Source organism: Embleya sp. NBC_00888 (genome assembly GCF_045207655.1).
Taxonomy (GTDB): domain Bacteria; phylum Actinomycetota; class Actinomycetes; order Streptomycetales; family Streptomycetaceae; genus Embleya.
The window spans coordinates 613660-634310 of record NZ_CP108785.1; the positions used below are offsets into that span (position 1 = coordinate 613660).

A 20651-nucleotide genomic window follows, 5' to 3' on the forward strand; every position below is an offset into this window, starting at 1 on the left:
GTCTTGAGGATCGACCGCATCACCCGCACCACACGAAACCCGCGCGTCCGGTTCCGACGCGCGTCCGTTCCCGGCCACCCCCGCCGTCGGTGCCCGTCCGTCCCACTCGTGGATGCCGCCGGCACAGGCCGGGCCGTTGTCCGCCTTGGCCGAGGTGGACAACCGGCGAACGTCACGGCCACCAGCCCGCCCCAGCCGTGGTGTTCGCCGTCCCAACCACCAGTCCGTCATTCGTCTGGAGTGTCATGAGCCAGTTCAACCCGCCGGAGAAGTCCGGCCGAAGGAATGTCCGAGCGGCGAGGAGGTCTCCTCTGGCCACCACCCTCGCCCTGCTTCCCCGCCTGCGTGAATGGGCCGAGGGCGGCGCCTTGTCCGATGCGCGCGTGGCGCAGGTGTCGTCCGTGTTCGGCGAGGACTGGCTGGGCAACCTGGCACCCTTCGAGTGGAGCACCGCGGCGCCCACCGTGATGGTGGGCGCGACCACCCTGAACCTGGCGCCGAGGGGATCGGCCGCCTCGACGGGGCGTTTCGCCTCGCCCTCACCGTCGAAGCGATCAACGACGGCACGGCGGTGCTCGCCCGTTCGCGCGAATTCGCGCTGGAGTTGGCCTTTTTCGCCGATCAGCGCCGGGTCGGCCTCACGTGTGCCGCCAATCTGCCCGCCGACCACCCCGACCGGTCGTTGATCCTCCCGGGCAGAGTCGAAGCCGCCTTGACCCTGCCCGCCGAAACGGTGGTGTGGTCGATGGGGCCCGTGGACATGCGTGTCGAAGAGTCGGGGATCCCGTGCCTGCTGGGCTGCGGAATGGCGCCGGCCTACGGGCCGTTCGGGGCGAACCTGGCCGATCTCGTCACTCTCCTCGGACGGCACGAACCCCAGATGCGACGCGCTGCGCGAGGCCGTGCAGCACTACGACAAGGGCCTGACCGCCGTTCTCGGTGACGGCGCCCCGTACCTGACCGACGGCAGGTGCGCGGTGCTGCTGGAGATGGCCGCGACCGGCCCCGTCGCCTCCGGACGCCTGCGAGTCGGAGAGGTGGGCCGCCGTGCGACCGGACGGATTCGACGTGCTCGTTCGTCTGGGTTTGACGAACCTGCCGACGCCCGGAGGGCCGTCATGAGCCACTCGAACGCGGTCGAACCCGACGTGCGGATCTCCAAGTATCCCAAGCACGGCAGGCGTCACGCCGGCGATGCCAAGCAGTACCACGTGTCGGTTCCGACCGGCCGAGGCGGCCGTTCTCGGGTTGCTGTGCGAGTTTCCGGTCGCAGCCGCCGGCCGCGTCACCGCCGAATACCTCGCCCAACTCCCCGACACGCTGGAGACGACGCCGCTCGATGGCGAGGAGTTGATCCAGGCTGCCATCCAGGCAGTGAGCGTCACGGCCAGGCTCGTACTGCCCGGGAGCAGTCGCCGCTTACGGGAGGCCAGGGCCTCCACACTCGGCATGCCCCCGCTCCCGGCACCGGGCGGGAGAACACGATGACCGCCCCCAGGACCAGGCCGTACCCGCGGAACACCGGGAGTTCGTCCCTCGAGAGACGTTCCGCCCGTGCCTTCCGCTCGCCCACTCGGTCAACGCCGTGTACGTCCCGCATCCCGCCAGGCCCATCGTGGTGGCGTGGCGGCACAAGTCGGCCACTACTCCCCGGACGAGACCCAACGCAGACCGGTGGTCTACGGCCTCGTGGCCCAGGACATCGCCGAATGGGTCGAAGGCGCCTGGGCCGACGACTCCCAGGCCGCGCAAGAAGCCTCCGATCACCTGCCCTTCGTACTCGACCTGCTGATGCGGGCCGACACGTGACGCCCACCCGCCGACCGCGCATCGGCCGTCTCGCCGTGACCGGCGCCGTCCTCTGCACCCTCGCCGTGTACCCCGCCGCCGGCCCCACCGCCCCGCCGCCGAGGGGCCCGCCGCCGCCCAAGGCGCTCTGCAAGGTGCACCCGTTCGCCGCGAACTGCGCCCCACCCCACGTCACACGGAGATGGCGATGACGACTGCACCGACCCGGCCCGATGCGCACACCGCAAGCGTCGACACGGACGCACCCATCACGGACGCGCTCTTGGGCGTCACCACCTCGGTGGTCGCCTGGGTCAACGACTCCTTCCCCACAGGCAGTCAGGTCGTGCGCCTGGGCAATGCCGCCGCGGACGGCACCCGCATGGTGGGGTGGGACGCCGACCCCGACCGCAACAACTGGACGCGAGCACCGTTCTTCCCCGACCGTGACGCCCTCGCGGAATCCATGCGCCCGGGAGTCCTCGGCATCACCAGGACCCGACACCGCGAGGTCGCAGGGACGCGACAAGCGCGCCCCGGCCCCGGCCGCCGCCCCTCTTGACGAAACCACCACGAACCGGTCCTCGAAGCGAGAGCCTGAACCCGGGGCATCGGTCATCGAACCCATCACCCTCGAAAGGCAGGACCGCACCATGACAACCGTTGTGGAACGCCCGACCCACACCGCCGAACACGAACTCCGCTTCCTCTGGCTCGACATCACCCGCCAATGTCAGGCCGGCTGCGACCACTGCTACAACTCGTCCGGACCGAGCGGAACCTCTGGCGACATGACCCGCGAGGACTGGCTGAACGTCCTGGACCAGGCCGCCGAAATGGGCGTGCAACAGATCCAACTCATCGGCGGCGAACCGCTGCTCCACTGCGACCTGCCCGAACTGGTGGACCACGCCCTCGACCTGGGCCTGACGACCGAAATCTTCAGCAACCTCATCCATGTCCGTCAGCGGATGTGGCCCGTGCTCCGCCGGCGCGGCGTGATGCTGGCGACGAGTTTCTACAGCGACGACCCCGCCGAACACCGGGCGATCACCCACCACGGATCCCACGGGAAGATCGTCGACAACATCGCGAAGGCCCTCCGCCTCGCCATCCCGCTGCGCGTGGGCATCATCAAGACCCGCGACGACCAGCGGATCGCCCAGGCCGAGGCGATGCTGCGCGCCATGGGCGTGCAAAGCATCGGCGTCGACCATCAACGTGCCATCGGCCGCGCCGCCGAAGGCGACACCGACGTCGCGGCCGAACTGTGCGGACACTGCACCCGGGGACGAGCCGCGGTCCTGCCCGACGGAACCGTCGCAGGCTGCACCATGTCCGCCGGGCTCGGCAGCGGCGGGAACGTGCGCACCTCACCCCTCGCCACGATCGTCCACAGCGAGCCTTGGCAGGCGATCGCCGGACGCGTTCCTCCGCCGCGCGCGAGTGCCTGCGCGCCCGAGACGTGCACGCCGAAGGAAGACTCCTGCCAACCCTCCCCCGGCATCGACCCGTTCGACGCCCCGAGCCGCGAAGCGCGCGTGCCCCAGACGTGCACACCCAACGAAAACTCCCACCAACCCTCCCCCGGCATCGACCCGTTCCGGCCGTCGCATGGAAAGAGGACCCCATGAACTGGCGACCCCACGCCGCGACACTGGCCGAACGGGTGGCGCGCCCGTCCTCGCGCTGGCACGAGCCGATCGCCACCACACCCCGCCACGTGTTCGCGCCCCGCTGGTGGCAGTACGTCCCCGACCGGGGCTGGACCCTGCGCGACGGTGTCGCACACCCCGACCTGTGGCCGCGCCTGTACCAGGACCGCACGTTCGTCACGCGCATCGGCCCCCTACACGCCGACCACGCCGCCGAAGACGACCACCCCACGGGCCTGCCCACCTCGTCGTCCACACTCCCGACCCTGCTCGTGACGATGTACCGCCACGCCCTGATCGACGACGACAACGACGTCCTGTGCGTGACCGGCACCGGCTACGGCACGGCCCTGCTCACCCGCCGCCTGGGCGAGGGTCACGTCACGAGCGTCGACGTGGATCCGCACCTGGTCGACGCAGCCCGGGGCCGGCTCGCCTTTGTGGGAGCCGCCCCCACGATGCTCGTGTGCGACATCACCGGGCCCCTGCCCGGCCGCCACGACCGCATCGTGTCCACCGTCGGCCTCCCCGGCATCCCCTCGAGTTGGCTCGCCAACCTCAAGGAGGGCGGCCGGCTGGTCACCAACCTGGCCGGTACCGGTCTGGTCGTCGCCGCCGACAAAACCCCCGACGGAGGGGCCAAAGGCCGAGTCCTCCCCGACCGCGCGGGCTTCATGGCGACACGCGCCGGAGACGACTACCCGCCCTCACCCGACACCGGCCCCGCCTGGACCGCCGACGCCGACGACGTCACCACCGGTCGATACCCCGTCGTCCGCGTCGACGAGTCCTGGGAACTGAGATCCGCCCTCGCACTCGCGGCCCCCGGCATCGAACACGGCTACGACGAGGACACCGACGGCGTACGCACCGCGGTCATGGTCCACCAGGACGGCTCGTGGGCACGGGCCACCGGCCGGCGCGGCGAAGCCGCCACGGTCCACCAAGCCGGCCCACGACGACTGTGGGACACCCTGGACGAGATCCGCCACCGCTGGCTCTCCGACGGGGGGCTCCCGGAGTACGGGGCCGGCGTGACCATCGACCCCGACGGCACCATGAACATCACCCACGGCCAATGGAGCACGACGATTCCACCGGCCCCGCAGAGCACAACGGCCCTGTAGCCGCAGCCTGTTCGGGAAAGGGGAGGCGACCTGGACGAGTCGCCGAACGTCCACCTCGATCGTCCCGACAACCACGTCGGAGACCGAAGGGCACGTCGCCTCCTCTCTCCCCACCCACAGTCGAAGGACACTCCCGTGCCACGCCCGCCCGTCATCGACGTCATGCTCATCCTCGAACGCGAGGCCGGCGCGAGCCTGCTGGGCAAACACGCCGGCACCGAATACGACGACGGCAGGCTCAACCTCCCCTCCGGCAACGCGGAACCGGGCGACAACGTCTTCGACGCCATCGTGCGCGAAGCCCGCGAGGAGATCGACATCGCGCTCGATCCGGACCGACTCGCCGAGCCGACCACCACCACCACCCGGAAGATCGTTGGGAGCCTGACTCCCACCGGGAGCGAACCGCCGGCCGAACCCGACCGCCGACACCTACCGGCAAATCCTGGCAGCGTTCAACGAGCACCCCACGAAACCGTTCGCGCCCGCGAACTCCACGAGTTCCTCGGCCTGCCCACCGACGAGGCCACGGTGCACATCACCCGCTCCCACCTCGGCCGCCTCGCCCGTCAAGGCGTCCTCACCCAGCCCGGACGCGACCTGTACCAGAAACGGATGTAACGGCCCCTCAGCGGGCTGGAATCGGCACGGTCGGCGGCCGCCACTCTCGCCTGATCAACCCGAACACCCACGTGTCGGATACCTCGCCGTTCACGATGCATTCCTCCCTCAGCGTCCCTTCACGCACGAATCCGATCTTCTCCAGGACCCGGGCAGATGCCACGTTGCGCGTATCGGTCTCGGCCTGAACCCGATTCAGGTCCAGTGTGTCGAATGCCCACTGCACCAAGGCGTGCGCGGATTCCGTCGCATAGCCGCGGCCCCACACGTCATCGTCGAGGCAGTACCCCAACGACGCGCTACGGAAGTCCGGGTCCCAGTCGGTCAGACCGCACCAGCCGACGAAGGCCCCGTCGGAAGCACGGTCGATGGCCACCCGCGCCCCGGCGCCTTCGTCCGCCGTCTGCCGGCACATGGCGATGAAGCGGTCAGCGCGGGCCCGTTCGATCCACGGCGCGGAATCCCAGAAGCGCATCACGAGGGTGCTGCTGTGCAGCGCGAAGAGGAGGTCCGCATCGGCGTCGGTGAAGGGTCGCAGCCGCAGGCGAGCGGTGTGCAGCAAGGGAGTGGCCAAGGTCATGCGCACCATCGTGCGTCCACACGGCCGGGCAGAACACCGAATATCCGACCCCGGCCCGGTCCTCACGACCAAGGCACCACCCACCAGAACCGGACTCAACGCCCTCACCGGGGCGAACCGCTATCGGTCCACGGCTGATACGCCGGCTTCGACGGCGGGTCGTGGTTCTCACCGACCAACCGACTTCGCGTCGCAAGGACGCGGCAGCCCACGACACAAGCTCCGCGGCTCGGCACGGTCCCGCCCATGTATTCACGGTCGGCGACGTGTTGACGTGGTTCGCGATTCCCGAAGTCCGCGGGACCCCGCCATGCTGTTCTCGGCCTCGGTGGAACACGCGTCCCGGCGGATTCGGCGAGGCACCCGCGTGTGACGGTGACGGAATCCCTGCCGGATGGTCACGCTTTGACACGACAGGCCGATGCATCTGATAGTCCTGTAGCCCTGGCAAGTGACCGCCGGACACGATCCGTTGGGCTCGATGTGTGACGGCGGCGGACCGGGGGTGGGGCGTGTCCCAGGGATGGAAGATCACGGTTGTGGTGGTCGCGGGGATGGTGATCGTCTCGACGCCGTTGGTGTGGTTGTTGGACGGTCCGGACACGGGGCAGATCGTGGGCGCGTCCGTGCAGGGGGCCACCGGGGTGGTCGCGCTGCTGTGGACCCTGCTCCGGCAGCAACCCACGCCTCCCACTCCGTCTCCCGGGAACGAGGAGGCCATCGATACCGGCAGTGCCCGAGCGACCGGCGGCGGTAACGCCCACACCGGCATCCGGGGTCCCGCGGGTCCCGGTGGCGGGTCCGCGAGAGCGGAACGCACCGGCGACGCGGTTGCCGACGGCCCCGGCAGCAGCGCCGGTACCGGCATCGACCGCCGTCCCTGACCGGGGCGCCACCATTGCGTATCGGGACACATCGGAGAAGGCGAGGAAGCCACCGTGCGATGGCGCCGACACGACCGCACGCCCGCACCCTCCTCTGCCGCGCCTGACAACCCGCCCGTCGCCAGGGAGGAGGTGGTGGTCGCCGACAGAGGACGTGACCTGCGCGCGGTACCTGCGCCTGTTCACCGTCGGCACCGCCCGCCTGGACAAACTCCTGCCGCCGGACGCGGACACCGAACGCTACGGCCGCCCCGTCGCCACCGCCCTCCTGCTGTCCCTGGACGCCGCCCAACGCGCCCACCCCGCCGGACTCGCCGCCCTCGCCCTCACCCTCGCAGCCCTCCTCGACCCCGCCGGACACCCACGCAGCCTCTGGACCCGCCCCAGCGTCCTCGAGCACCTCAACACCCACCGCACCCCGACCCCAGACACCGACCACACCCGAGTCGACGCCGAAGACGCCCACGCCGTGCTCCGACTGCTGCACCGCTACGGCCTGATCACCGACGACGCCCGCAACGACCCCCGAGCCGTACGCATCCACGCCCTCACCGCCCGCGCCGCCCGCGAAACGACCCCGGACACCGAACTCCCCGCCCTCGCCCACACGGCCGCCGATGCCCTCTTCGGGCTGTGGCCCGAACACGACCACACCGACGCGGACCTTGCGGCCGTCCTGCGGGCCAACACGGACATCCTCGCCACACACGCCGGCGACCTCCTGTGGCACACCGACAGCCACCCGGTCCTGTACCGAGTCGGGCAAAGCCTCTTCGACACGGGCTTCCACGGCGCCTCGATCAACCATTGGGAACGTACGACCGTCGACGCCGAGCGACTGCTGGGCACGGAACACCCCCACACGGTGACGGCGCGGGCGAACCTCGCGGTCTCGTACCAGCACGCGGGGCGAACCGGCGAGGCCATCGCCCCGCAGGAGCGGGTGCTCGTCGACGGCGAACGGCTGCTGGGCACGGAACACCCCAGCACGGTGGATGTGGCGGATGTCTTGCGCAAGTGGATGAGTGAGTAGGAATCCACAGGTGTGCGCGAAATCCCCAGTGTTCTCGTCGGGCTCGGATACGGTCCTCTGCCCCTTGGCCGACAGGCTCTTCCTTGCTTCGTCGGCAACGTGTCGATGAAGGCACCGGATTCTTGAAGTCCCTCCCCGAAGGGGGCGGGGCGCCCCTGACGGCCGGTTCGCCGAGAACCTGAGGGAACAGACCGCCGAAACACCGTAACCCCGTGCCGCGGTGTCCCAAGGAGTCGCGAACTCCCCGGCCGAAGCACCCGCCTGCCCCGCCGCATGGGGTCGGCAGGCGCGTCGGGCCCTGCCCCAGGTTCGGTCACTCCTTGGCCGGGGTGAAGGGACAGACCCTGCGCAGGGGTTCGTCGAGGTTGACGGTGTGGCCGTGTTCGCGTTCGGCGACGGCCGCCCCGGGGGCAAGCGGCAGACAGTGTCGCTCCTCGAGGGCCACGTGGGAGCGTAGGAAGATCCGGTACGGGACCTCGTCGAACGGCGCCCCGCGCCGGCGCAGACGCAGGATCGCGCCGAGATGTCGACCGGGCCCGGCGCTCAGTGCCCCCTCGCGGCCCGCACCCGGGGTCGAGCCGCTGCTGGTCGGGGGCGTGGTGGAGCCGGAAGTCGTGCAGGACCTCGCCCCGCTCGTCCGGCACCAGTGCCGGCTCGGTGTCCTCGGGGTGGCGGTCGGGATGCTCGCCGAGGGAGAACGTGAGGCAGTGCGCGGTGGGAACCAGCAGCGCAGGGTGTCGGCGATCAGGCGGGTCAGCCCGGTCATCGCGCCCTGGAAGGCGCCCGCGCCGCTCTCGGAGCGGTCGAAGTCGCCGTGCCGGGCGAACGGTTCGACGGTGCACACGCGTTCCCCGCCCGCCCGCGGTGCACACGGCCTCCGCCGACAGGGCAGGCGCTCCCCACGCCGCGCACGTCGTGGCGCAGGTGCGGGAAGACCGCGCCGGCCCGGCGCGGTTCGGCGAGCCGGCGAGGCGGGTGTCCGGGTCCCAGGGTCCAGGTTGCCCCAGGCGGCGCGCAGGCGCTCGTCGGCCAGGGGCGGGATGTGCCACTCGGGCGGGCGCAGGAGGACGGTGCCGTCGCGGTCCACCACGCTCAGGGGCTCCGCGCGGTGGGTGCCGGCGGAGCGGGGTCGAACGCGAGGACATGGGCGGTCGGCGCGACGTCGAGCGGGGTCGCGGCGTACGGATCCGCCAATTCCCGCACGGGAGCGGCGACGTGGGTGGCGCGGTCGACGTAGTCGGCGATGGCCGTCGTGCGCGGCGTGGTCGCGGTCGCGGTCACGGTCTCTGCGCTCGGGGGCGGATGGATGCGAAGCGCGTCGGGCGCCCCGTAGTGGGGCGCCCGACGCCGAGTCAGGCCGTGGCGGGCGCGAGGGTCTCGCCGGGCCGGGCCGCGCGCGGTAGCGGCGCGGCTTGGAGCAGCTCTGGATCGTGGTGCCGTGTTCGGTGAGGGCGGCGAAAGCGTTGGCGACCGCCCCGGCGCTGCGTCCCAGGACCCGGGCGACCTCGGCCGCCGTGAACTCGGCCTGCGGGTGGGCGAGGAGGTGGGACCGGACCTGGTCCCGCAGCGCCCCGGGCCGCAGCCGGACGGCCGCGCCCTTCGTGCGCGGCAGGATCTCGGACGGTGCCACCCCGTCGGTTCGCTCGGCGGCTTCGCGACTGTCTGCGGCCTCGCCACTCGCGGGCGCCTCCGGCTCCGGTTCGGGGGCGATCTCCTGTGTGTCCGCGCCTTCGGTGTTCTCGCTCGCGGGCGTCGGCCAGGACCGGGCCTTCGGCGTCCCGCCGCCGTTGCCGGTCTCCCCCGTCTCCGTGGCGACGGCGGTCGCAACGGTCTCGGGCATGGGGCCGTTGTCGCCGGCGACGTCGGCGGTCGGGTCCGGTTCCCGGTCCGTGGTGACGGTGGCTGTGGCGGCCAAGGTGGTGGGGCGCCACCGGACGGGCTGGGCCTTGCCGCCGACGCGCTGGGCGGCTTCGCGGCGTACCGCGCCCTCGGTCTCCAACTCGGTCAGGAGCTTGGTGACGGTGGAGCGGCCCAGGCCGATGGCCTGGGACGGCTCGGTGCGGTGAACCCGCCCGAGGGGGCGGGGTCGGCGAGGGCGGCGCGCAGGCGTTCGGCGGCGGAGGTACGGGTGTTCTCGGACATGGTGAAGTCCCTGTCTCGACAGTGGTGAGCGGGGATCCCGGCCGGGGCGGCCCGGCGCGTGGCCTACGCGGCGTCCCGGGCTGGACTATCAGCTCAAGTGCGACCAGATGATCAAGTACGCCACCGCGATCCGGACGCGGACCGCCTCCACCGAGGCGATCCTGCGCAGGTTCACCCGCAACGCCCCCCACCCCACCTACGCGGCGATGCTGGAGGTCCGCCGCGCCCGGAAGACCATCTTCATGGCCCGCTACCTGCGGCTTCGAGACCTCCAGCGCGAGATCGAGGAGGGCCTGAACGTGATGGAGTCCTCCAACGGCGCCAACTCCGTGATCGCCTACGGCAAAGGAGGGGAGATCGCGTCCAACCGGCGCGACGAACAGGAGATGTTCGTGCTCTGCCTCAGAATCCTGCAATCCGCTCTCGCCTTCGTGAACACCCTCATGCTCCAGGACGTCCAGGACGTCCAGGACGAGCCGGACTGGGCGGACCCGGCTCACCCCCGCCGACCGACGCGGCCTGACCCCGTTGTTCTGGTCCCACGTGCGCCCATACGGCGAGGTCGACCTGAACATGGCCGCCCGCCTCGATCTCGCGGCGGCCACGGTGGCCGCTCCCCGCGCTGCGGGCGATGGCGAACCGGCGGCGGAGCGGTCACGCGCGTGAGCCGGCCGGCCCCCACCGCAGCCACATCTCGGAATCCGGCGAATCGAGACGCGCCGGAAGCGGTGGGCTGCGCCTGGGGGACGAGCCCCAAGGCGCCCGGGGCGACGGATGTGATCCGCTCGGCGAAAGCCCGGGTCAGGCCGAGACTGCGCTACGTACGGCGGCGGTACCTGTCGGCGGAGGCGGCCCGCGCCATCGCCGTGAAGATCGCGAACGCCACCTTCGCCGCCCGCGGCGCCCCCGGAGGTGGTTCGTTTCGCGGAGTTTCACTTGGATTCGATCCGCCCCATGGGAGCGACGCTCTGCGACAAAGCGTTCTGCGCTGTCGTCCAGTCGGCGTCCTCGATGCCGAGTGCGTGGCGAAGGTAGGCCCAGGTGACCCGTTGGATCAGGGACACGCGCTCGGGGTTCTCGTCCGTCGTCTCCCGGACTTCGTAGCCGGCGATTCCGCCGAGGGAGTGCTTTGCCCCGAACAGGGTGAGCAGGCTCTTGCGCCCCGGGCTCAGGTGGTACGGGTCGGCGAGCCACTCCGGCCCTCTGACGGACAGCGGTATCTCGTCCTCGTCCCCCGCGACCACGAGGGTCGGCGTGGTCATGTGCGCGAAGTCCTGTCCCTTCAACCACGGGAGGTTCTCGGCCGCGAAGGGGGTCAGGTCGGCTCCGCCGCTGCCGGCCGTGGCAAGCAGCACGCCCGCCTTGATCCGCGGGTCGGACAGGTCTTCCGCCTTCTTGCTCACCGGATCGAGGACGCGCAGGCCCAGCAGATTGCCCGCCGTCTGGCCACCGAAGGAGTGTCCGGCCGCGGCGATGCGGCTTCGATCCAGGCGCCCTCCGAGACCGGGAACGGCGGCCTCCAGCAGATCGAGCCGGTCGAGGATGCGCTTCATGTCCTGGACGCGGAAGCGCCAGAGCAACGGTGTGCGGGGATCGTCCTGGGGAAGACCCACGGTCCTGGAGTCGAGATGGGTGGGCTGAATCACCACGAAACCGTGAGCAGCCCAGAAGTCGGCCAGCGGACCATAGCCGTTCAAGGACGATCCGAAACCGTGCGAGAAGACGATGATCGGCAGTTCGCTCCCGGTTGTCGGCGCGGAGATTCTCACCTGCAGAGCCTCGCCACGGCCCGGTGCTTCCAGTACCACCGGCTTCACCGAGACGATGGGGGCGGGGGCGGTGACGGCCACGTCGGTGGCCGGCGCGTCTGATGTGGTCATGGGCGGATCTTCCTTCGCATTTCCGATGGGGAAGCTGTCGAACAAGCCGGTCACGGTCTCGTCCTTCGCCTCGACGGACGGGGTGAGCCGTCGCGAGATACGCTAAGACCTGACGCTGACGTCAGAGGCAAGAAATGTGGTCCGGCTCACATCGGAGAGACATGATGCGTATCGGTGACCTCGCCACCAGGGCAGGCGTCAGCGTTCGGGCGCTGCGCTACTACGAGGAACAGAACCTGCTCGCCTCGGAACGCAGCCCCAGCGGGCAGCGGCAGTACCCGGACAGCGCGGTCGACCGTGTCCGGCTGATCCAGCAGTTGTACGCCGCCGGGCTGCCGAGCAAGTCGATCGCGGACCTGCTGCCGTGTGTCGTGAACGGTGAGGCCACGCCGGAGCTGCTCGACCGGCTTTCGGCGGAACGGGATCGCATTGACAACCGGATCGGCGATCTGGTGAGCGCCCGGGACAGGCTGGGCACCGTCATTGCCGCCGCCACCGCGAACTGGCGAACGGGCGAACGCTGCCGACCCCGGTAATCAGCAGCCGGGCTCCGCGGCTGGGGACGGAGATGCCCAGCAACCGACCGATTGATGAGCAAGATCGCTTCGCGGAGCTTCACGGAGCTTCACGGCCGGATCCGGCCTCGGGGAGCAATGGAACAGTGGTTGGCGTCAAGCATTGACCGACGTCGCCTGCATGATGTGGCCACGCTTGCCGTGGCAAATGTCGCGGGCGAGCTTGTGCCGGGACTCCTGCACGGTCAGCTGCCGGTTCATCCGGCGGCGGTAGGTGTCGTCGACGGGGTCGACCACCGCGAGCAGGTGCAGGGTCTTGGCGATACGGCCGTACTCGGCGAACGCCTGTCCGAGCGGAGTTGGGCGGCCGTCGCGGCCGAACATCCGCAGAAGGTCGTAGGCCCGGACCTGCCCGCAGGCCGGCGACCCGGCGAGGCGCAGGATGTCCGGCCAGTGGGTGGTGATCTTGGCGAGGATGACCTTGTTGCGGGCGAGCGCGGCCGGCGGCTCGTAGTCGCCGGTCCGCACGCCCGGCATCTCCGCGCGCCAGAACCGCTGGTCGTTCAGGTCTTTGAAGCGGGGCGAGAAGTTGAACCCGAGGAGCTTGAACAGCCCGAACACCATGTCCGAGTACGACGCGTTGTCGGTGGCGACCATCTCGGGACTCACCCCCGCGTCCAGGTTCAGGAGCGCGTCGAGGATGTGGAGCGAGTCGCGCGGGGTGCCCGGCACGACCATCCGGCCGATGCCGATGACCTGGTCGTCGACCGCGTTCAGCCAGGTGATGCCGCGTTTGAAGTGGTAGTACTTCGGCGACGGCCCGGCGTTGATGCCGTGTTTGCGGACGACGAACCGCAGGCCGTCGACGGACGCCAGGAGCCCGTCGCCCCGGTAGCGCGCACGATCGGGACCTCGGCCTGGGCTTCGATGAGCCGCGCGTTCGCGGCGGCGATGGTGTCGGTGCGCAGGTAGTACTGGTTCGTCGACGAGGTCAGCGAGACAGTCCGGCCGGCCCGGACGTCGCGTCGCTTCTTCGATCCGCCCGACAGGGATCAGGCCGTCGACGACGTCGACGACGAACCGGGACGCGGGGCATGGCTTCGAAGTCGTCTCGTGAGTCGTCGTTCGGCACCGTGTGCGTATCAGGTGACGGATGCTCGGCGATGGCTGGGCCCGCCGGTCAGTCGATGCTGTCGATGATGCGGAAGTCGCGCTCGACGCCGTCGGGGAGGGCCACCAGGGCCTTCTGGTATGCCTCGCTCTCGTATGCCGCGACGGCCTGTTCGAAGCTGTCGAACTCGATCAGGACGACGCGTTGCGTGATTCCGGCCTCGTGAGCGACGACTCGACTGCCAACGGACAGGGTGCGCCCGCCCCCGGCCCGGACAGCCGGACCGGCCAGTTTGTCGTAGGCAGTCAGCGCCTCAGGGTCGGAAATGGCGGGGTAGACACTGACCCAGTAGCCCTTGGCCATGGAAACCTCCTGTGTTCGGCCGGACACGTCCGACTTCGAATTGACACTCGGATCGATCGATCCCGCCGACCGGTACTGCGGTCCGGTTGGATCGTCATATGCGCAGGTTAGGGCTTGATGTGCGGTCGAGGGAAAGACCGGTACGGGATACGCTCAGAACGGATCGTTATCAATCGGCAGGGAGGGCACGTGGCGCCGGATACGGTGAGCCTGCGGTACTTCCTGGTGCTGGCGCAGGAGTTGAACTTCACCCGCGCGGCCGCACGGATCGGTATCGCACAGCCCGCACTCAGCGCCCGGATGCGCCGATTGGAGGCGGAACTCGGTACGGCCCTGCTGGTCCGCAACACGCGTAGCGTCGTATTGACCACGGCCGGTGCGGCTTTGGCGGAGTCCGCGCCGCCCGCGCTGGCGGCGCTGGACCGGGCATGGGACACCGCCCGGAGCGCGGCGGCCGGTGAACTGGGCACGCTGCGCATCGGATACAGCCTCAGCGCCGGGGCCGAGACGGCACCGGCCCTGGTGGACAGGCTGATTCGCGGCAACAGCGGACTCGAGGTCGGCGCGGTCCCGATGGCGACACCGGAGATCTCCCCTGCGGTCGCCGACGGCCGCATCGATGCCGGGATCACCCGCGGTGAACAGCCGGGCCGTGGCGTGCGCCGGTTCCTGCTGCGGCGTGAGCGCGCCGGGGTCCAGCTGGCGCAGCACCATCCGCTGGCCGAACACCCGGAGATCGAGATCGCCGACGCGGCCGCGTATCCGCTCCGGCTTTCGGACCGTGCGGCCAACCCGGTGATCCACGATCAGCTGTCCGCACTGTTCCGAGACACCCGACCACACCCCCGATTCCACACGCCCGCAGTCTCGTTCGACATGTCTCAGCACGACCTGCGCGACGGGGTCACCCTCGCCCCGGCCGGAGAAGCCGCGGTCACGGCACAACCGGCCGGTCTCACCTGGCGACCGCTGCGAGGCGCGCCCAGCCTGACGATCCACCTGGTCCTCCCACGCGAGCAGTCGCCACTTCACCGCCGCATCCGTGCCGTCGCCAAAACCCTGGCGCACGAGCTGCACTGGCTGCCGGACTGACGCGCAAGAGGTCAAGCGAGACGGACGCCTGCGGTGGCGAGGCCGAAAACCTTACGCCCGGCGGACTTCGCGGTGATGACGACGGCGGTCCTGCTGAATGTCCGACACGACCTCGCTACACCGGCGGATCAGCATCCGCTGATGGCCCCGGGTCCGGTCCGAGTCGTACACCGCGGCGACGTCCTCGCCCAGCCCGAGATCTCGGCGGATACCGCGCCTTCGCCGACGCCGAACCGGACAAGCACGGGTAACCGGCGGGAACGCCCGCCGTCAACGGCGTCCATGACGTCGGTCAATGCTTGACGCCAACCACGGTTCCATCGCTCCCCGAGGCCGGGATCGGCGCCGGACCATGCCCATAAAACGGTGTCAGAAGTCGATGTGCTCAAGAACTCGGGGAGCACCGTTTTCTGTACGATGTCGCGCAGGCTCATCCCCTGCTCGCGCAGGTGCACGGCCATGGACACCATGTGGTCGTCGGCGACACCGGCGCCGCCGATGGTCTTGCCGCGTCTGCGGGCGGATTCCTGGCCTTCGAGGGTGCGGTCGCGGATGTACTCGCGCTCCACCCCCGACAGTGCCGCCAACACCGTGAACACCACGCCGGACGGGTCGTGCGAGCCCTGGAGTTCACCGGTCAGGAACTCCAGTCCGACGTCGCTCGCCTTCAGGTCCTCGGCGAGGGCGGCGAGGTCGAGGCCGCGGCCGAGCCGTTTGTGCTCGTGGACCACGAGGGTGACCCGGGTACCGGAGGCACGCAGCTCGCGGGCCAGACCGACGGCTTTGTCCAACTCGGGGCGCCGGGTGGCGCGGGTGGAGATCTTCTCCGAGAACACCCGGGTCACGCCCGCCTCGGCGAAGGAGTCGAGTTGGGTGTCCAGCGATTGGCGGGCGGTGGACGCTCGCGCGTATCCCAGGCGGATGTGTCCGACCGGTGCGGTACCCGCGTCCGCCGGGCGGGGCATTCGGTCCAGGCGGAGCCGGGCCGGCGGACGGCCGGGGTCGTCACCGCGAGGGCCTTGGCGAGTTGGGGCACCAGGCGGAACCGGGCGGTGTGGTACTCGATCGCCACTCTGCCCTTGCCGGTGCGGCACGGCGAGCCGGCCGGCGCCGTGCAGGAGGACATCGGGCAGTCGTGCGCTTCCACGCGCGTGAAGTCGTCGCTCACACCCTGAACTGTTTTATGGGTGCGTTTCAGATGTCCTGTCGTTTGCAACGACTCATGAAACAGAGGACGCGCAGGTCGAGCGCGAGCCGTCGGCATGTTTCACAGGCGAACAGCTATGAAACGCCCCGCACCGATCCGACGGCCGGCTTCGCAACCGCTATATGGACCGCGCCCATTCCAGCATGGCCCGCACCATCGCAATCAACGGGTGACCGGGGTCGAGCACCCGCTCGCTGTCCGTCAGGGTGTGTTCGTACAGCGGGATCGCCCGACCCAGGTCCCCCGCCGCCACAAACGCGCTGGTCGGGGGCGTACCAGGCCAGGATCCGCAGCAGTTCCCCGGCGAGGGGGGTGTCGGCCATGCGGTCGAGGGTCAGGTGCCAGATCCGGGCGATGGTGCGTTCGGAGTCGCCGCCCGCGGTGGTGGCGGCGAACATCGCGGCGGGCCATCGGGCCAGCATGTCGAGGTAGGCGCGGGGGCCGCTGCCGGTCTCCGCGCAGTAAGCGGCGGCCTGTTCCACGGCCAGTGCCAGGTGGCCGAGTTCCGCGCAGACCGCGTCGGCGCCGTCGGTCTCGCGTGGGCCCTGGTGGGTGAGGATCCGGGTGAACAGGTCCAGGGCGTCGGCCGGTTCGAGGACGCCCAGGCGGATGGTGGTGGCGTGGTGGTGCCAGCCGGTCGCGCGGCGGGTGGTGATCAGGACCCGGCCCCGTCCGGCGACGCGGTCGAGCTGCGGGTCGATGTGGGCGGGGTCCTCGACGTTGTCCAGCACGAGCAGCCAGTCGTCGTGGCCGGCGAGCCACGCGATGGCGCGTTGGGTCTGCAACTCGGCGGGCAGCCCGGCAAGTCCGGGGTGCAGGGCCCGCGCGAGCGCGGCCAGTCCCGCGTCGATCTTCGTCGTGTCGTCGGCGGTGATCCACCACCGCACCGTCTCGCCCCGGGTCGCGGCCCAGTGTGCGGCGAGCGCGGACTTGCCGACCCCGCCCAGCCCGTGCACCGCGTGGACGACGACCTCACCGACCCGGCCGAACGCCGCCTCCAGCGCGCCGAGTTCGCCGTCGCGGCCGACGAACAGCACGGTACGGCGAATGTTCGACACCCCCCGGTGGGCGGCGTCGTCGGGAATCGGCGCGTACGCCTCCGCCGGCAGCGCGTACTCGGCGCGGATCGCCACCGGGTTGAACATGTCGCGTCCGGCCGCGTTGGACCCCGCGGTCGCCGAGACACCCGCCGCCGCGGTGGGGGCGTCGGCTTCGGCGGGCCGCCTGCGGCGGCGCCACCATGTCACGGGCCGCGGTGCGCGGTCGGATCGCTCATGTCCCCGCCCGACGCGTTCGACCCGCCCGACGCGAACACACCCGGCCCCGGAGCCACAGGCGACCCGGAGCCCACACCGGTGTCACGGGCCGAGGGATTGCGCATGTCACCGCCCGCCGCGTTCGACCCGCCGTCCGCGTGGACCGTCGTCGACCCGGAGCGCAGCAACGCCGCCACCGACACCCAGGTCGACGCGGCACCCGCCACCGCCCCCATCACGCTGCCCACCGCGGCCGCCGTGTCGAGATCGGTGATCGCCGGCAACACGACCAACCCCACCGCCGCCGCCACACCGACGACCGCCAGGACCACCAGACACGCCTTCCGCCAACCCGTCATGCACCCATGGTCGGGCCACAAGCATGATCAAGTCCCGCCGACGACGACACGATCGCGACCGGGCTCGGAGAGAGGCGGTGACACGGGCAATGAACAGGTACCGAGGCCGGTCTCCGGCCGGGGGCAACTGCGGCATCCAGTCGACACAGACGCATCGGCCGGGCGACCGCCGTCCGGCGACATGACCAACCGACTTCGACGATCAGCGGGCCGACCAGCGGTTCTGCTCGACAGCTCCGGACAACCGTGGATCTCCGAGCGGGCGCTGCCGGAGTGTGCAGGCGGCGGGTCGGGCGGGTCGTCACTCCCGTGTCGGTGCCGGGACCCGGACGTCGCCGCTCTCGGGGGACCTGGGTCGGGTGATCCCGCCGTACGAACACACCCTGACGGACAGCGAGCGGGTGCTCGACCCCGGTCACCCGTTGATCGCGATGGTGCGGGCCAACCTGGAATGGGCGCGGTCCACATAGCGGTTGCGAAGCCGGCCGTCGGATCGGTGCGGGGCGTCGTAACCCACACGGCGTCCCGCATTCGAACGCACCGCGCAGGCGCGCGACGGTCAAGTCGGCATCAGGCAACCCCAGCGGCCTGTTTCTTCCTCACGTTCCGTGACGTCGGCGGGGTCGACGGAACCCGCACGGGCACGTCTCCCCCGGGTCCTGGCTCACGGAGCGGCAGCGGCGGTGTTGCTCAGCGGCGGATGGTGGCGGTGAGGCCGGGGTGGGTGGCGGTGAAGGAGTCGAAGAGTGCCCGGAGTTGCCCTTCGCGACGCTCGCGGACGTCGCGAAGGGCGATGCGTGTGGGGTAGGGCGGGAGTTCGTGGCGCCACTGCCGTTCGAGCGCGGCGAGCGCGGCGTGCAGGCGTGCGTATTCGGGGCTGTCCGGCGGGTCGGACGGGTCCGGATCGTCGTGGCCGTGGGTGACGGCGAGCCCGGAGGGTCGGTCGAACAACAGAGCGGCTTGGGAAAAGAAGGTCGCGCCTTCCCGCGGCCCCAGGTCCACGCCGTAGACGAGGGTCATGTTCCAGCCCAGCGCCTCCATGACGCGTTCCAGGAGCCGTTGCGCCTCCGGGCGGCCCGGCTCGGTCAGTCGCCACTCCAGGACTTCCAGGGAACCGATCGACGGCCAGAACAGGTGTATGGCATGACCACGCCTGCGACCGCGCTTGCCCCTCAGTCTGCGGCCCAGACGCCTTGTCTGGGCTTCCTCGCGGCGACTGCGACTCATGGGGACGCTCCTTCGTTCTCTCGAATGACGATTTGATTCCGCGTTCTTCGGTTGCCCGTTCGAGTTGGGTCCCGCCCGACCACTCCACCCGGTCGGCGAGTTCACGAAACCGCGGCCAAGTCGCCGTGTGGGCCCGCGTCTTCAACGCGTCGAACTCGCTGGTGCGTTCCCCCGCCGCGACCGTGGCAACAAGGCCGTACGCGCCCTCGTGTCGCGCTCATGGCCGCGACGACTTTTGGCGGAATGGTGATGTCGAGGTGGGGGTCGACGGGTGCGGGTGGGCTGTGGAGTCCGTCGGTGTTGTAGTCGCCGAAGCGGCGGATCGTCTGGAGAAGATGACCGAGCCCGCGACCAGGTCGAGGAACTTCACCGCCTTCTCCTGGCGTTCGCGTGTACTTCGCCTTCGCGTCCGGGCAATGGAAGCTCACATCCTGCCAGTTGCGGATGCGCGGGAGGAGATCAATGCCCACGACGTGCGCGAGACCGAGGACAGGGAAACTCTGGCCTTGCGTATCGGCATGCACCCGATCGGGTTTGACCTGCGAGGTGTTCGCGAGCGGGGAGTCGATCAGATAGACGGCCTCCCAGACCCCGCAGGGGATGAACCGGGAGAACAACGCGATGTAGGTGTCCGCGACCAGGTGGTAGGCGATGCCGCCGTAACCGCCGTAACGGATCGACGTCTCGGCGAGGAGGTTGTCGATCACCGCGCCCATCATCGTGCCGTCCACCGCGACCGCGGACCCGTCGCCCCAGGCCGTGGTGATGTCCAGGTCCATGAAGTTGTCCACGATATCCGCACCGGCCCGGCCCAGGTTCGCCGCCGTGGTGTGCCGCTGCGCGATCGCGGCAGGCTCGTGCGCCGTCACCGTCCCCCGCAGGTACCGAGCGGCCTGCGCGGGGCCCGGATTGCATCCGTAGGTGAAGGCCGTCAGGACGTATCGGGGCAGCGGGGGCTTGAGTTTGAGGTCGCTGCCCGACCATGGACCGAGTCGGCACCACCAGCCGGTCCAGTGCGCGGAGCGGGCCAACGCCTCCAGGATCGAGCGTTCCGGGAGCCGGCGGGAGACCTCCGCCTCCAACGCGATCGCCGACGCGGTGCGATCGATGCCCTGGCGCTGCTTGCGCGAGGGAATGCCGGTGAAGGGGTCGATCACCAGGTCGGAGTTGTCCGGATATCCGGCGTCGACCCGCTCGGCCGCCTCGGTCAACCGCGCCTTGACCTGTTCGGTGAACGCCCTCGCGTCCGCGGGCAGCCCCGCCTCCGCGCAGAACTCGTCCAACAACCGCTCGCACTCCTCCCACGGCAGCAACATCTTCGTCCAGTCGCCATACTCCTGCCCACCGACCACCGCGATGTCCCCACAACGCAGTTCCTCCGCGAGATGGCAGAACATCATCGCCTCGAAGTGCCGACGCGCCGACATCCCGGGCCGGTCCTTGGCGTGGACCGTCCGCAACCAGTTCTTCGAGGCGAACGACAGGTCCAACCGCTCGACCTCCCCGTCCTCGCCGCCTGTCGGCGACAGCGGGACGTCGGAGATGTGATCGCGGGTCAGGTTCCAGTGCGCGACCACGTGGTCCAAGGCCTTCAACACCGCGCGATCGGCGGACGTCGCGGTGAAGGTGAGCTTCGTGGCCGGCTTGAGCATCGTCGGCCGGTCGACCCGGAAGAACCGCTCCACCAACGGCGTGTTTCCCGCCGGCGTGAGCCGCGACCGCCTCGATGTCCGCGAGCTGGGCGTCGAACCCGCCCGCCCGTTCGACCACCGCGCGGGCCTCGGCCGGCGTGAACGCATCGTCCAGCGTGC

General features: G+C 70.3%; 21 protein-coding genes and 2 pseudogenes. 12 read left to right on the forward strand and 11 right to left on the reverse strand.

The window, feature by feature from the left end; genetic code table 11:
• The first annotated feature begins 442 nt into the window (after positions 1–442).
• From OG948_RS36910 to OG948_RS36940, 7 genes are all read left to right on the forward strand, one after another.
• Positions 443–943, forward strand: coding sequence for a hypothetical protein (locus tag OG948_RS36910; RefSeq protein WP_331769344.1), 501 nt, complete (start codon positions 443–445; stop codon positions 941–943).
• Positions 944–1194: 251 nt separating this feature from the next.
• A complete protein-coding gene (locus OG948_RS36915; RefSeq protein ID WP_331769345.1) occupies positions 1195–1488 on the forward strand; it encodes a hypothetical protein in 294 nt (97 codons plus the stop codon).
• Between the two features lie 135 nt (positions 1489–1623).
• On the forward strand, positions 1624–1809 hold the full coding sequence (locus OG948_RS36920; RefSeq protein WP_331769346.1) for a hypothetical protein: 186 nt from the start codon (positions 1624–1626) through the stop codon (positions 1807–1809).
• A gap of 187 nt (positions 1810–1996) precedes the next feature.
• Complete coding sequence (locus OG948_RS36925) at positions 1997–2350, forward strand: hypothetical protein (protein ID WP_331769347.1); 354 nt, start codon at positions 1997–1999, stop codon at positions 2348–2350.
• A 91-nt stretch (positions 2351–2441) separates the two neighbouring features.
• Positions 2442–3422 carry a radical SAM protein gene (locus OG948_RS36930; RefSeq protein ID WP_331769348.1) on the forward strand — a complete coding sequence of 327 codons (981 nt, stop codon included), beginning with the start codon at positions 2442–2444 and terminating at the stop codon, positions 3420–3422.
• Positions 3419–4570: a protein-L-isoaspartate(D-aspartate) O-methyltransferase gene (locus OG948_RS36935; protein ID WP_331769349.1), complete on the forward strand. Its 1152-nt coding sequence runs from the start codon at positions 3419–3421 to the stop codon at positions 4568–4570. Before OG948_RS36930 ends, OG948_RS36935 begins: the two co-directional genes overlap by 4 nt.
• 135 nt (positions 4571–4705) lie before the next feature.
• Entirely contained in the window at positions 4706–5191 is a 486-nt protein-coding gene (locus OG948_RS36940) for an NUDIX domain-containing protein (RefSeq protein WP_331769350.1), read from the forward strand.
• Positions 5192–5198: 7 nt separating this feature from the next.
• Here the strand turns inward: OG948_RS36940 and OG948_RS36945 are convergent, their stop codons facing one another.
• Positions 5199–5771 carry a GNAT family protein gene (locus OG948_RS36945; protein WP_331769351.1) on the reverse strand — a complete coding sequence of 191 codons (573 nt, stop codon included), beginning with the start codon at positions 5769–5771 and terminating at the stop codon, positions 5199–5201.
• A 512-nt stretch (positions 5772–6283) separates the two neighbouring features.
• Between OG948_RS36945 and OG948_RS36950 the strand changes: the two genes are divergently transcribed.
• Together OG948_RS36950 and OG948_RS36955 are read left to right on the forward strand one after the other, a co-directional pair.
• Positions 6284–6655 (forward strand): hypothetical protein, encoded by a 372-nt coding sequence (locus OG948_RS36950; RefSeq protein WP_331769352.1) that lies wholly within the window; start codon positions 6284–6286, stop codon positions 6653–6655.
• Between the two features lie 154 nt (positions 6656–6809).
• Positions 6810–7688: a tetratricopeptide repeat protein gene (locus OG948_RS36955; RefSeq protein ID WP_331769353.1), complete on the forward strand. Its 879-nt coding sequence runs from the start codon at positions 6810–6812 to the stop codon at positions 7686–7688.
• A gap of 313 nt (positions 7689–8001) precedes the next feature.
• Here OG948_RS36955 and OG948_RS36960 read toward each other — a convergent pair whose 3' ends face one another.
• Both OG948_RS36960 and OG948_RS36965 read right to left on the reverse strand, forming a co-directional pair.
• Positions 8002–8532, reverse strand: coding sequence for a hypothetical protein (locus OG948_RS36960; RefSeq protein WP_331769354.1), 531 nt, complete (start codon positions 8530–8532; stop codon positions 8002–8004).
• A gap of 248 nt (positions 8533–8780) precedes the next feature.
• Positions 8781–8969, reverse strand: a complete 189-nt coding sequence (locus OG948_RS36965; RefSeq protein WP_331769355.1) for a hypothetical protein — start codon at positions 8967–8969, stop codon at positions 8781–8783.
• A gap of 968 nt (positions 8970–9937) precedes the next feature.
• On the opposite strand from OG948_RS36965, the pseudogene OG948_RS36970 reads away from it, so the two are divergent.
• Positions 9938–10231, forward strand: a pseudogene (locus OG948_RS36970) (Tn3 family transposase); the annotation flags it as partial.
• Positions 10232–10762: 531 nt separating this feature from the next.
• Here the strand turns inward: OG948_RS36970 and OG948_RS36975 are convergent.
• Complete coding sequence (locus OG948_RS36975; protein ID WP_331769357.1) at positions 10763–11710, reverse strand: chlorophyllase/cutinase-like alpha/beta fold protein; 948 nt, start codon at positions 11708–11710, stop codon at positions 10763–10765.
• A gap of 164 nt (positions 11711–11874) precedes the next feature.
• Between OG948_RS36975 and OG948_RS36980 the strand changes: the two genes are divergently transcribed.
• A complete protein-coding gene (locus OG948_RS36980) occupies positions 11875–12246 on the forward strand; it encodes a MerR family transcriptional regulator (protein WP_331769358.1) in 372 nt (123 codons plus the stop codon).
• A 156-nt stretch (positions 12247–12402) separates the two neighbouring features.
• On the opposite strand, the pseudogene OG948_RS36985 reads toward OG948_RS36980, so the two are convergent.
• Together OG948_RS36985 and OG948_RS36990 are read right to left on the reverse strand one after the other, a co-directional pair.
• A pseudogene (locus tag OG948_RS36985) lies at positions 12403–13196 on the reverse strand (Tn3 family transposase); the annotation flags it as partial.
• Positions 13197–13405: 209 nt separating this feature from the next.
• Complete coding sequence (locus tag OG948_RS36990; protein ID WP_331769359.1) at positions 13406–13699, reverse strand: DUF1330 domain-containing protein; 294 nt, start codon at positions 13697–13699, stop codon at positions 13406–13408.
• Positions 13700–13888: 189 nt separating this feature from the next.
• On the opposite strand from OG948_RS36990, the gene OG948_RS36995 reads away from it, so the two are divergent.
• Entirely contained in the window at positions 13889–14791 is a 903-nt protein-coding gene (locus OG948_RS36995; protein ID WP_331769360.1) for a LysR family transcriptional regulator, read from the forward strand.
• Positions 14792–14919: 128 nt separating this feature from the next.
• On the opposite strand, the gene OG948_RS37000 is transcribed toward OG948_RS36995, so the two are convergent.
• From OG948_RS37000 to OG948_RS37020, 5 genes are all read right to left on the reverse strand, one after another.
• Positions 14920–15756 (reverse strand): recombinase family protein, encoded by an 837-nt coding sequence (locus OG948_RS37000; RefSeq protein ID WP_331769361.1) that lies wholly within the window; start codon positions 15754–15756, stop codon positions 14920–14922.
• Positions 15757–16072: 316 nt separating this feature from the next.
• Positions 16073–17245: an AAA family ATPase gene (locus OG948_RS37005; RefSeq protein ID WP_406300471.1), complete on the reverse strand. Its 1173-nt coding sequence runs from the start codon at positions 17243–17245 to the stop codon at positions 16073–16075.
• A complete protein-coding gene (locus OG948_RS37010) occupies positions 17242–17613 on the reverse strand; it encodes a hypothetical protein (protein ID WP_331769363.1) in 372 nt (123 codons plus the stop codon). Before OG948_RS37010 ends, OG948_RS37005 begins: the two co-directional genes overlap by 4 nt.
• Before the next feature lie 690 nt (positions 17614–18303).
• Entirely contained in the window at positions 18304–18840 is a 537-nt protein-coding gene (locus OG948_RS37015) for a hypothetical protein (RefSeq protein ID WP_331769364.1), read from the reverse strand.
• Positions 18841–18941: 101 nt separating this feature from the next.
• Positions 18942–20525 carry a Tn3 family transposase gene (locus OG948_RS37020; RefSeq protein WP_331773418.1) on the reverse strand — a complete coding sequence of 528 codons (1584 nt, stop codon included), beginning with the start codon at positions 20523–20525 and terminating at the stop codon, positions 18942–18944.
• Between the last annotated feature and the right edge of the window lie 126 nt (positions 20526–20651).